General features: G+C 30.7%; 13 protein-coding genes. 4 read left to right on the forward strand and 9 right to left on the reverse strand.

From position 1 onward, the window contains the following. Positions 1-83: 83 nt before the first annotated feature. Genes AAON49_RS11300 through AAON49_RS11330 form a run of 7 tightly spaced genes read right to left on the reverse strand, consistent with a single transcriptional unit; the run spans position 84 to position 3,560 of the window. Positions 84-662 carry a hypothetical protein gene (locus AAON49_RS11300; RefSeq protein ID WP_349554675.1) on the reverse strand — a complete coding sequence of 193 codons (579 nt, stop codon included), beginning with the start codon at positions 660-662 and terminating at the stop codon, positions 84-86. Between the two features lie 46 nt (positions 663-708). Beyond that, on the reverse strand, positions 709-873 hold the full coding sequence (locus AAON49_RS11305; RefSeq protein WP_349554676.1) for a type II toxin-antitoxin system antitoxin: 165 nt from the start codon (positions 871-873) through the stop codon (positions 709-711). 3 nt (positions 874-876) lie between these two features. After that, positions 877-1,800 (reverse strand): alpha/beta hydrolase, encoded by a 924-nt coding sequence (locus AAON49_RS11310; RefSeq protein WP_349554677.1) that lies wholly within the window; start codon positions 1,798-1,800, stop codon positions 877-879. Positions 1,801-1,807: 7 nt separating this feature from the next. Beyond that, the gene (locus AAON49_RS11315) at positions 1,808-2,317 is read right to left on the reverse strand and encodes a hypothetical protein (protein WP_349554679.1); all 510 of its coding nucleotides are present in this window, start codon (positions 2,315-2,317) and stop codon (positions 1,808-1,810) included. Then, positions 2,318-2,476 carry a DUF4177 domain-containing protein gene (locus tag AAON49_RS11320; RefSeq protein ID WP_349554680.1) on the reverse strand — a complete coding sequence of 53 codons (159 nt, stop codon included), beginning with the start codon at positions 2,474-2,476 and terminating at the stop codon, positions 2,318-2,320. 5 nt (positions 2,477-2,481) lie between these two features. After that, positions 2,482-2,664, reverse strand: coding sequence for a glycine zipper domain-containing protein (locus tag AAON49_RS11325; protein WP_349554681.1), 183 nt, complete (start codon positions 2,662-2,664; stop codon positions 2,482-2,484). A gap of 35 nt (positions 2,665-2,699) precedes the next feature. After that, positions 2,700-3,560 carry an SPFH domain-containing protein gene (locus AAON49_RS11330; protein ID WP_349554682.1) on the reverse strand — a complete coding sequence of 287 codons (861 nt, stop codon included), beginning with the start codon at positions 3,558-3,560 and terminating at the stop codon, positions 2,700-2,702. A 124-nt stretch (positions 3,561-3,684) separates the two neighbouring features. Here AAON49_RS11330 and AAON49_RS11335 point away from each other — a divergent pair, with 124 nt between their 5' ends. The 3 genes from AAON49_RS11335 to AAON49_RS11345 all read left to right on the forward strand — a co-directional run bounded on the left by AAON49_RS11335 (position 3,685) and on the right by AAON49_RS11345 (position 5,708). Then, a complete protein-coding gene (locus AAON49_RS11335; RefSeq protein WP_349554683.1) occupies positions 3,685-4,467 on the forward strand; it encodes a S1/P1 nuclease in 783 nt (260 codons plus the stop codon). Positions 4,468-4,530: 63 nt separating this feature from the next. Further along, positions 4,531-5,067: a TlpA disulfide reductase family protein gene (locus tag AAON49_RS11340; protein WP_349554684.1), complete on the forward strand. Its 537-nt coding sequence runs from the start codon at positions 4,531-4,533 to the stop codon at positions 5,065-5,067. A 5-nt stretch (positions 5,068-5,072) separates the two neighbouring features. After that, positions 5,073-5,708 carry a thioredoxin family protein gene (locus tag AAON49_RS11345; RefSeq protein WP_349554685.1) on the forward strand — a complete coding sequence of 212 codons (636 nt, stop codon included), beginning with the start codon at positions 5,073-5,075 and terminating at the stop codon, positions 5,706-5,708. A 36-nt stretch (positions 5,709-5,744) separates the two neighbouring features. Here AAON49_RS11345 and tsaD read toward each other — a convergent pair whose 3' ends face one another. Beyond that, positions 5,745-6,776: a tRNA (adenosine(37)-N6)-threonylcarbamoyltransferase complex transferase subunit TsaD gene (gene tsaD, locus AAON49_RS11350; protein WP_349554686.1), complete on the reverse strand. Its 1,032-nt coding sequence runs from the start codon at positions 6,774-6,776 to the stop codon at positions 5,745-5,747. 193 nt (positions 6,777-6,969) lie between these two features. Here tsaD and AAON49_RS11355 point away from each other — a divergent pair, with 193 nt between their 5' ends. Further along, complete coding sequence (locus AAON49_RS11355; RefSeq protein ID WP_349554687.1) at positions 6,970-11,376, forward strand: translocation/assembly module TamB domain-containing protein; 4,407 nt, start codon at positions 6,970-6,972, stop codon at positions 11,374-11,376. Here AAON49_RS11355 and AAON49_RS11360 read toward each other — a convergent pair. Continuing rightward, complete coding sequence (locus AAON49_RS11360) at positions 11,373-12,581, reverse strand: hypothetical protein (RefSeq protein ID WP_349554689.1); 1,209 nt, start codon at positions 12,579-12,581, stop codon at positions 11,373-11,375. The genes AAON49_RS11355 and AAON49_RS11360 overlap by 4 nt on opposite strands. Between the last annotated feature and the right edge of the window lie 119 nt (positions 12,582-12,700).

The raw sequence follows: 12,700 nt of genomic DNA on the forward strand, positions 1-12,700 counted from the left end.
GACTTTAAAAGCTTTAAAGGTACAAGTTACACTTTTTAAAAAATCTTAAGAAAATCTTAATAAACAGTATTCTGTAGATATGATTATCTGCTAGGAACAGGATAAACCTTATTGTCGTTTTTGTTACTTAGAATCCATTCTGCTCCATATACATCTGCATAAGTTATTGTGTAATCTAGCTCTGATTTGGCTAGATAATTTCTGTAGATTTTGATATGTTCGGGTTTTTTAACAACCAAAATTTCAATTACATCATTTGCGGGTAAGACATATCCTTCACTAAATGTACTTGTTGATGCGGGTATAGAAATACTATCGTTTTTATAAATCTGACGAAGAGAATAATTGATTAAATGATCAGTATTGTAAAATACAGTGTCATTAATTTCTAGTTTAACCTGTTTTATAAATGCAGGACCTACGCCTTTGTTTCCAAAGATTACTTTAAAACCATCATTAGTATTGCTAAACCATTGACTTAAATGTGGTAAAACACTAGCACTTTGTTGTTTTCTAATCAATTCATTTTCTTCTCTAGCTAAATTGAGTTGATAGAAAAGCGCAAAAAGAGAAATAGCACTAACAAATAGAGCTGAAATACTCATTATTTTTTCTGAGGACCAATTGATTTTTGAAGTTTTGTCTTCCTTCTCTTCAGACATAAATGATTCTATTTTGAGATAAATATAAAAAAGAAAGACGAGTATTTTACTCGTCTTTCTTTTTAGGTTCTCTTTTGGCTTCCTTTAATGATTTCATAAGCATCCACTCAATTTGACCATTGGTAGATCTAAATTCATCTGACGCCCATTTTTCAATGGCTTTTAACATTTCTTCATTAAGTCGTAAAGCAAACGCTTTTTTCTTAGCCATGATCTATTTTTTTACAAATTCGGTAATTGTTTTTACAAGTTTATCAGAAAGTTTAAAATCAGGAGAGTAATATGAAGGAAGATTGTCTGAATCTTTTTCTATAATCTTTAAAACATGATTCATATTCTCAATAATTACTAGTCTAGCATTGGAATTACTTTCGTGTAATGCTTTTGCATCATCTACAGTAACTTGTATATCTTTATCTCCATTGATAATAAGCGTTGGAATAGTTACTTTCTTAATTTCTTCCGTTGGATTGTAAGACATCCAATTTCTAATAAATGGAAAATTTTGTTTTGCAAATATACTTGTCAAATATGGATTTACATTTTTTACGTCTCCAGTTTCTTTGAGTTCTTTGAAATGTTCTGAAGCTTTTTTTCCTATTTCAGCATTCTGATTGGTAACTTGACGTACAATTGCTTGATCTATTGATTCTGCAGGACCAGCTAGTGATATGTATTTGTTTACACCTTCTTTAGCTAACATAGCTACTAATGATCCTTGACTGTGGCCTACTAAAGTGATACTTTTATATTCATACTTGTCTTTTAAATGACTCACTACTTTTTTAGCATCATCTACCAAGTTATCAAAAACAATATCTTTTAAAAACGCAGCGTTTTTTGGATTCGCTGTTCTTTTATCATAACTAAAAAAAGCAATATCATTTTTATTGAGCTCGTCTCTTAATTGCTTTATATAGTTTGCTTTTATATTAGCACTTCTTTGATTGCCATTCCTATCTACATCTCCAGAACCGTGAACCCATATTACTAGGTCTTTTGCTTTTTCTGTATAGGTTAATGTGCCTGGTAATTCTATATCTCCATTTTTAATAAGAAAATCTTCAGATTTTACCTGTGCATAAGAAATTGTCATTCCAGCTACATAGATCATTAAATATGTTATGATTCTTGTCATTTCTTTACTATTTTTCTTTTGTTAGGTTTACTTTGTATTCATAATTCTGAAGCACTTTTTTTGCTTCAGTTTCTTTTTGAGTTCCTATTAAAATCTTTTTGAAACTTTTTAATTCCAATTGAATTCCAATATCTCCCTTTACGTTAATGGCTCTTCCTTTCTTCTTTCTAAAACCACCTTTGAAGCCCCAACCGCCATACTCGCTAATTGCATCATATTTTCTAACATAAACCGCGGCAATATCAGACCATTGAATAGTTCTAAACTTTCTATGGAATGGAAAAAAACGATAGTGTATTCCTTTTTCGTCTATTCTAGTAATGAGTTTAAAGAAGAAAATTGGTAGTGTAACTCCAATGATTGTTCCTAAAGTTGATACAAATTCTACAGTTCTCATTGTACTGTTTTCAGATGTATATTCTTTAATGATTAAAATGATAGGTACAAGGATACTCATAGTCATTAAAACTATTAACCATGTTTGTGTAAACCGTTGTTCTTCTTTAAATATTCTCATTTACCTGTTTTTATCTCTTTCGAAAACTATTCTCGCAGAATTTTCTGCAATATGCTTTACAGTCCAACCTGCTTTTGCATATTGATTTAACGTGTCTTCTAATTTTTCATTATTTCTAGAAAGCCCCATTTTCCAATTAATTACTTTATATTCTTTCATAAGTTTTAGTGTTCCTCTTTTTTAGTATTGATGTTCAATGCTAGCCCTAAAGCAGCTCCTAGTAACATTCCAATAGATATACCTAAAGGAAGATTATCTACTACTAACCCAATAGATGTTCCAATTCCAGAACCTAGAGCTATTGTTGAGGCTAATATTGTTCCAGTATTTTTTGGTACTCTTTTCATTATATAGTGTATTATAACCTCTTTAAGAAAGATTTTTAATGATTTAAAGTTCCGGTATTTAATACTGGTGAAGCCTCTTTGTCTCCACATAAAATAACCATAAGATTACTTACCATAGCTGCTTTTCTTTCTTCATCTAAATCAACAATGTCTTTCTTGTTTAATTCTTCCAAAGCCATTTCAACCATACTAACAGCTCCTTCAACAATCTTATGTCTTGCAGCTACAATAGCTGTTGCTTGTTGACGCTTTAACATAGCATTCGCAATTTCCTGTGCGTAAGCTAAATATCCAATTCTAGCTTCTAGAACTTCAATACCAGCTATAGATAGTCGTTCTTCTAATTCTTTTTCCAAAGCTTCACTTACTTCATTCACGCTAGAACGTAACGTAATATCTTCTTCATGTCCTTCATCGGCAAAATTATCATACGGATACATACTAGCTAACTTTCTTACAGCTGCATCTGTTTGAACCCTTACAAAATTTTCGTAGTTGTCTACATCAAAAGCAGCTTTAAAAGTATTGGTAACTCTCCATACTAAAATAGTACTGATCATGACAGGGTTTCCTAATTTGTCATTTACCTTTAAACGTTCGCTATCAAAGTTACTAGCTCTTAATGAAATTTTCTTTTTTGTGTAAAAAGGATTCGCCCAATACAAACCATTCTTTTTTACTGTACCTACATATTTTCCAAATAAAAGAATAACCTTAGATGTATTCGGGTTGACTAAAATGAATCCGAAAAGCATTAAGATTCCTAAAGCAATTGTAATTGCATAGATAGGGTTCTCATATTTTATCATCATTGCGATACTTCCAAAGAAAAGTATTAAAAAGATGACCAACATTAGATAACCGTTGGCGGGTTTTATTATTTTTTCTGCTTCCATGTTTAATTAATTTAAAGTGATATCAAAATGATATCGTAAAGATATAAAATATTTTTTAATATTTCCAAATTTTCGTTTCACATATTTCATAACTTAGCAAACAGAGAAATCAAAAACTAGTACAATGAAATTTAAAATCACTATCCTATTTTTATTTGTAAGCTTATTTGTGTTTGCAAATGATAATGAATTGTTTTGGGGACAAACAGGACATAGAGTTGTAGGCGAAATAGCGCATAAGAATTTAACTAAAAAAGCAAAGAGAAACTTAAAGAAGTTACTTGGTAATGAAGGTTTAGCACTTTTATCAACGTATGCTGATGAAATTAAATCTGATAGGAGATATGATAAATACAAGCCTTGGCATTATGTGAACTTTAAAGATGGAGAATCTTATGAAGCTTCACAAAAAAATCCTAAAGGAGATCTTATAACTGGAATAAAGAAATGTCAAGAAGTAATTTCAGACCCAAATGCAACAAAAGAGGATAAGATATTCTATTTGAAGATGTTGGTTCATTTGGTTGGTGATTTACATCAGCCATTACATATAGGAAGATCGGAAGATAGAGGAGGAAATGCTATTAAGGTAGAATGGTTCTGGAACAAAACAAATTTACATTCGGTTTGGGATACAAAAATGATTGAATCTTTTGGAATGAGTTATTCAGAGCTCACATCTAACTTAAATAAGTTTTCAAAGAATCAAAAGAAAGCCATTCAAAAAGGATCTGTTTTAGACTGGGTAAACGAAACTCGAGTTATTACAATGAAAGTTTATGCTTCTGCTAAAAAAGATGAGAAATTAAGTTATCGCTATATGTATGATCATTTTGCAACAGTAAAGTCACAATTACAAAAAGGCGGATTACGTTTAGCAAAAGTTTTAAATGACCTATTTGGTTAGTAGCTGTTAAGATTTCGTTAATAACATTACAAAGAGGTTTCTTATTTTGTATTTTTATACACTATGAGGAACTTTTTTTTATACCTATGTTTTACTCTTGTAATATTCTCTTGTAAAAAAGAGAATATAAACTCTACAGAAGTTGCGAGTAAAGAAGTGGAATCTAATGTTACTTTTAACTCCAATATTCCAACACTTAATTATGATGATCTAAAACCTTTACTCAATAAAAAAGACGATAAGATATACGTTGTGAATTTTTGGGCTACATGGTGTGCACCTTGTGTAAAAGAATTGCCTTACTTTGAAAATGCGAATAAAAAATATAAGAGTAACAATGTAGAAGTACTCTTAGTAAGCTTAGATTTTCCAAAGAAAAAAGAATCAAAACTCATCCCTTTTGTTGAGAAGAAAAAAATAGAATCGAAAGTAGTACTGCTTGATGATCCAAATGAGCAGTATTGGATTGCAAATATAAGCGAGAAATGGAGTGGGGCTTTGCCTGCTACATTAATCTATAGCAAAAAAAAGCGTAAATTTTACGAACAATCGTTTACGGAAGAAGAATTACAAAACGAAATAGAATCATTTATAAATTAAGAATCATGAAAACAATCAAAACATTATTGGTCCTTGCAGTTTTTGCTGTTGCAACTGCATTTACAATAGGCCCTGATAAGGAAGGATACAAAGTAGGTGACGTAGCTACGGATTTTAAACTTGAAAATGTAGATGGCAAAATGATTTCTTTAGCAGATTATAAAAAGGCTAAAGGATTTATTGTTGTATTTACATGTAATACATGTCCTTATTCTGTTGCTAACGAAGATAGAATTATAGCATTAGACAAGAAATATAAAAAGAAAGGATATCCTGTAATTGCCATCAATCCTAATGATCCAGCTGCTAAAAGTGGCGATGATATGGCGTCTATGAAAGTTAGAGCAAAAGAAAAAGGATTTACATTTCCTTATTTGTTTGACAAAGGTCAAAAAGTATATCCTAAGTACGGTGCAACTAAAACACCGCATGTATACATCTTAAGTAAAAAAGGGAAAAAGAATATTGTAGAATACATAGGTGCTATTGATGATAGTTCTAGGAACCCTAATGCTGTAAAAGAGAAATTTGTTGAGGATGCTGTTGATGCTTTATTAGCTGGAAAGAAACCAGAAAAAACTTATACAAGAGCAATAGGTTGCTCTATTAAAACACTAGGAAAGAAATCTGCTAGATATTAAAAAAAAAGCGAACTTAAAAAGTTCGCTTTTTTTATATCATTCAGTAACTTTCAAACGAGCTTCAGCTCTCGTAGAAATTTCAGAAAAATTATTTTCTAAATATTTCAAATAACCAGTAATGGCAATCATTGCAGCATTGTCAGTAGTATATTCAAATTTAGGAATGTAGGTATTCCATCCCCAATGATGTTCAGCTGTTTTTAAACGTTTTCTGATTTCAGAGTTAGCAGAAACACCACCAGCTATCGCTATGTCTTTAATAGCTGTTAGTTTCACAGCATTTTTTAGCTTATCCATTAAGATTTCTATAATGGTATGCTGAATAGAAGCACAAATATCATATAAATTCTCCTTGATGAAATCTGGATTCTCTTTTACATTTTTTTGAATAAAATATAAAATTCCAGTTTTTAAACCACTAAAGCTAAAATCCAAATCGCCAACTTTAGGTTTGGTAAAAGAAAAAGCTTTAGGGTTTCCTTGTTGAGCATATTTGTCAACCAAAGGTCCGCCAGGATAGGGAAGACCCAATATTTTTGCAGATTTATCAAAAGCTTCACCTACAGCGTCATCAATAGTTTCGCCTAAAATTTCAATACTAAAGTGACTATTCATTTTAACAATCTGAGTGTGTCCACCACTAATAGTCAAACAGATAAAAGGAAAAGATGGGGTTTTAGAGTCTTCTTCTTTTATGAAATGAGCCAAAACATGTGCTTGCATGTGGTTTACATCTATTAAAGGAATATTCAACCCTAAGGCTAATGATTTTGCAAAAGAAGTTCCAACAAGTAAAGAGCCCATTAATCCTGGACCTTTTGTAAAAGCAATAGCACTTAAATTTTCTTTTTTAATGCCCGCTTTTTCGATGGCTTGTTGTACAACAGGAACAATGTTTTGTTGATGAGCTCTTGATGCAAGTTCTGGAACTACACCTCCATATTGCGCATGAACCTCTTGATTAGCAATCACATTACTCAATACAACACCATCGCAAATTACTGAAGCACTCGTGTCATCACAAGACGATTCTATTCCTAAAATGTATATTTTTTTTTGTGCATTCATTTCGATGGGCAAAATTAACTATTAAATTATTGTTGGATTATTTTTAATTCAGAAATTTAATAGTTTGTTAATTTTACCGTACTTTGTATAGAAAGGCTCTATTTTTGCGTTACTTCTTTTGTAAGGGGAAATATTAACTGAATCGTATATCAAAAAAGCTGGAAAAATAGTATTAAAATGGTTAAAGTACATTGTGCTTTTTCTATTATTTCTTGTCATTATTTTTTCCATTCCAGCTGTTCAAACTAAGCTTGCTAGTATTGTTACAAAGAATATCAATGAAGACTTTGGAACGGATATCATAATTAAAAAAGTTGATCTATCTCTCTTAGGAACCGTAGCTTTGAAAGAAATTGAAATAAGAGACCATCATAAAGATACTTTGATATTTGTTGATAGGTTGAGAACTTCTTTGTTGAATGCGAAAAGAGTTTTAGATAATCAAGTCGATTTAGGAAGTGTTTCTATGAAAGGGATAAACTTTCATTTAAAAACATACAAAGGAGAAGAAGACGATAACTTAACGGTTTTTACGGATAAGTTTGAAGATAATAATCCAAGAGATTCTACATCAAATGTTTTCTTATTACGAACTTCAAATATTTATCTCGAAAACTTAAACTTTAGGCAAGAAAATGAAAACGATAAAGTTTCTTTGGCTTTTGCTGCCTATAATGGTGGTGGGAATCTTCAAGATTTTAAGATAGAAGGTCCCAATGTTTCTACTCAAATAAGAGGTTTGTATTTTACAGATAATAGAGGAGTTGAGGTTACAAGTTTGAAAACTGATTTTGCGTATTCTAAAGAAGCGATGTTGTTTAAAAACACAATTGTTAAAACACCCCATTCTTATTTAAAAGCTGAAATAAGATTTGACTATAAAAGAGAAAACTTAGGAAACTTCAATGAATTAGTTGAATTAGATGCGGTATTTGATAAAAGTTACTTATCTGTACTTGATTTAAAGAAGTTGTACAATGAACTTAATGGAAACGATGTATTGCATTTTACGACCAAGCTCCACGGTTCACTTAATAACTTCTCTGCAACTAAATTAAGGTTGAATTCTGATAAAGGCATAAAAATATATGGCGATCTAAACTTTATCAACGCTGTGAGTCAAGAAGATTTCTTTTTTACTGGCGATTTAGAATATGTCACAGCAGATTATTTTAAACTTAAGAATATTCTGCCCAATTTATTAGGAAAAACTTTGCCAACCGAATTTCGAAGACTAGGTGCATTTTCCTTATCCGGCTTTACAAAATTAACACCAAGAGATATAGAGGCTACTTTGGATATAGATTCTGAGGTAGGATCCTTTGTTACAGACCTAGAAATAGAAAATTTTGATGATATAGACGAGGCTACTTATGAAGGAGAAATAGAGTTGTTGGACTTTAATGTTGGAAAATTCTTTAATGACCCTTTGTTTGGGAATATTACTTTCAAAGGAGAAGTTATAGAAGGTAAAGGCTTTCGCATAGACAATATCAATACTACTTTATTAGGTGAAGTTTCCAAATTAGAGTTTAATGGATATGAATATCAAAATATATCTGTAAACGGAAACTATGCCAACAATTTATTTGATGGTAAGTTAGATGTGAACGACCCAAATCTAAAGATGAAGTTTGATGGTCTTGCCGACATATCTGATGATGTTAATCAATTTGATTTTAATGCAAACATCACTTATGCAGATTTACGTGAAACAAATTTATATACAAGAGATAGTATTTCTGAACTAGAAGGAGTTATAGATTTAGATATAAGTGGTAATACATTGAATGATATGGTGGGTGTTGCCAACTTTAAAAACATAAAGTATAAAAACCAAAAAGATACCTATCCATTCAAACAGTTTTTAATTTTCTCAACAAAAAAAGATGGGATCAAAAACATTAGAATCGATTCTGAAGATATTGTAAAAGGGGAGTTGAAAGGAGATTTTAAATTTGAAGAATTATTGTCAATAACACAAAATGCTTTAGGAAGTATTTATTCAAACTATAATCCTTACAAGGTTGAGCCTCATCAATTTTTAAATTTTGATTTTACTATTTATAATCAAATAGTTGAAATATTCTTTCCAGAAGTATCTATTGCTCCTAACACTACAATTAAAGGAAGAATTAAAGCCGATAATGATCATTTAAAACTAACAGTTTCATCCCCAAGAATTACAGCTTATGGAAATACAATAGATACACTCTTATTAAGAACAGATAATAAAAACCCAAGACTTCCATATGATTCGTTTCTGACAGCGAAAAATGTTAGTACCCCTTATTATAACTTAAAGAAACTCAACTTAGTTAATATAAGACAGAATGACACGCTTTACTTCAAATCAACATTTTTAGGAGGAGATTTGTCGAAAGAAGATTTTAATATGGATTTCTATTTTACAATTAATGAAGCCAAGAAATCGGTATTAGGAATTCAGAAATCTAATTTTAATTTCAAGAATAATGACTGGAGTATCAACCCAGAAGACAACAAAGACAACAAAGTTGTTTTTGATTTTAAAACAGATGAATATGTCTTTTCACCCTTTTTACTAAAATCAAAAGATCAAGAAATCAAATTCAAAGGAGTTTTAAGAGATTCAACATATAAAAGTTTACAAGCAGAATTCAAGAAAGTATCTCTTGAAAGCTTCTTGCCCGAAGTAGATAGTTTGTCTTTACAAGGACAGTTAAGCGGTATTATAGATTTTGCTCAAAGAGACAGTCTTTTAAGCCCTAAAGGAACATTAACGGTAAAAGATTTTCAAATCAATGATTTCAAACAAGGAGATCTAGCTTTAAATGTAGAAGGTGAAAATTCATACGAAAAATACAAAGTTGATTTCTCTTTAGAAAGAGAAAGAGTTAAAAGTATTGATGCTACCGGAGAATTAGATTTTTCTAAATCTCGCCCTGAAATAGATCTTCAGGTGTTTATGAAAGATTTTGAATTAAATGCTTTTAGTCCATTAGGAGAAGATGTATTGTCCAGTGTAAGAGGTTCTGCTTCTGGAGATTTTACTTTGAAAGGATTCTTGAGGAATCCGAACATGGATGGTAGTTTGGTTTTAAAAGATGCTGGGTTAAAATTCCCATACCTAAATGTAGATTATGATTTTGATGGAGACGCAACGATAGGCCTAAATAATCAATCCTTTGAGTTTAATAATATTGGACTTAGAGATACAAAGCATCAAACAATTGGAACTTTAAATGGAGCCATTACGCATCAGAATTTCAATTTATGGTCTTTAAATTTAGAAATAGATTCAGAAAATTTACTGGTTTTAGATACTCAAGATTCAGAAGAAGCATTGTATTATGGTACTGGCTTTATAAGTGGAAATGCAGGTATTTATGGTTTAACATCTAATATTATAATTAATGTGAATGCGAAGACTATGCCTAATACACTTTTTGTAATTCCATTAAAAGATATAGCGTCTGTAGATACCTATAGATTAATCCATTTCAAATCAGAAAAGAAGGCTGAAGATTTACAAAAGGAATTAGCTATTGAAGCAATAGAAGGTGTAGATCTCGATATCAATTTAGAAGTAACAAAAGATGCGATTGCTCAAGTAGTTATAGATGAGGAAAATGGAAGTGAATTAAGAGGTAGTGGTACGGGAGATTTACAAATAGAAATAAATACTCGTGGTAAGTTTAATATGTTTGGCGATTTTACAATTGATAATGGATTTTATAATTTAAAATACGGTGGAATTATAGATAAACCCTTTAAGATTTTAAGTGGAGGTACAATCTCTTGGGACGGTAACCCTTACGAAGCAAACTTAAATGTAACCGCAGTGTATACAACAAGAGCAAATCCAGCTGTATTATTAGAAAACTTCAACTCCAATCGTGATGTTGATGTAGAACTTATAACTAAGATATCTGGTAGCTTGTTTAATTCAACTCAAGAGTTTGATATTCAGATTCCAAATACAGAATCTACAATTAATTCAGAGTTAGATTTTGTTTTGAATGACAATGATATTAATTCAAAAATGAGACAATTTGCTTCTTTATTGGCTTTAGGAAGTTTTACTAGTCCAGAAAATGCAAGAATAGATGGAGTAGATTTATTAACGGGTACAACATCAAATATTGTTGGATCTTTATTGTCGGATATTATTAGTAGCAATACCCTTAAAGTAGGAATTGATTATAGTGGAAGTTCTACGCAGAATCCAGAAAGTGCTATAAATCAAAGAAATCAAGTAGGTCTTACAGTTTCTACGAACCTTAGTAAGAATGTAATTATCAATGGAAAAGTTGGGGTTCCAGTAGGAACTCAAACACAATCAAGTGTAGTTGGAGAGGTAAAAGTAGAAGTGCTTTTAAATGAGTCGGGTAATTTTAGAGGTGTAATTTTTAATAGGCAAAATGAAATTCAATATTCAGCTCAAGAGGAAGGATATACGCAAGGAATAGGATTGTCATACCAAGTAAACTTTAATACATTATCAGAACTCCTTCAGAAAATTGGATTGAAAAAGAAAGATGGAAAAAAGAAAACTAAGAAGAAAAAAGACTCCATCTTAACACGTCATAAAAAATTAATCAATTTTAAAGAGAATTAGGAAATCCTAATTTGATCTCTGTATTTCCATACAAGCTCCAAAATAGCTTTTCCAGCTTGTAAAGTATTATTGTTGATATAACTATCTACAACATCTTTTGTAAAAGGAACACCCCACTTTTCTTTTTCAGTATATAAAGTTCCTTCAGAATTTTTATCAACGATGTTGGGAAAAATATGCTTAAAAGTGTCATGCTGAAATACACAAACCGTTAAAACTTCTCCTTGTAAAGACAAAGGATCTAATCCAAAACCTAAATAAAATAATTGAGCTTTATTTTCATCAATAGCCTTTTGCATTAAACTGAATGGAGGTTTTGAATAATCAGTTTTAAAACCAGAATTACCATCAAGTTCTTCAATTGTTCCAATTTCTTCAGCATATTCACGCATGATATTTTTCCAAAAAGAAAAATCTAAAGAAAACCTCTCTGGAGTATCTGTTTCTGGTTGAAATTCACCTGCAGGAGCCACATGAAAAACCCCCTGTGCATAGCCAACATTATTTCGTTGATGCATAATAAACCTTAGTTCATCACCGTCTTGTAATAAAGTTAAAGTACTTATTCCTGTTAAAACCTTTACTTTATCCATTATATTCTCAGCATTTTTAAGTTTATTTCTAAACCTAAGTCTAGCAAAGGAAAATTTTTGATGTTGTTTTAAGTAGTGTTTTCTAGCATATTCAAACTCTAACAAGCTTCCGTAATCTATTTTGTCAAAATAAGAAGCTTTTTGATTCGAATACATGAAAATGGGATGAGAAGTATTCTCATAATTTAATAGACGATAGTGTTGGCGATTTTCAAACTTTTTTGGATTTTCAAGTTTTTCAACTGCTTCAGACATTCTTTTACATTTGATACCAGATTCGTTTGTAGGGAACTGAGAAAATTTTTGAATTTTCAAAAGAGTATCGTTACTGCTTTCACCAAATGTAATAAGTCGCTCTTCAACTTTAATAGGCGTTTCAGGAAACCAATTTTTCTTAGCGATTAAATGATGTGAAGAACTGTAATGTTTATATGAATAATCATTTAATATTTTTTCACAAAGCTTTGCTCTATTTTCTTTTGTATAACTTCTTATTAATAAGTATAGGCTTTTGTTTTTACTTAGTTTTCGATCTACAAAAAATAGATACGAGGTAACCAAACCTATTATTGAAGCAATTGCACCTATCCAAACAAATATTTGATCAATCATAATCGATTAATTTTTTGATTCTAATACTTTAACAATTCTTTTTGCTAAAGATAGAATTTTATGTGATCTTTAGTAAGAGTTTATGATAATAAAAACCCTACTAAAAATAGGGTTTTTAT

This window comes from Pseudotenacibaculum sp. MALMAid0570 (genome assembly GCF_040151415.1).
Taxonomy (GTDB): domain Bacteria; phylum Bacteroidota; class Bacteroidia; order Flavobacteriales; family Flavobacteriaceae; genus Polaribacter.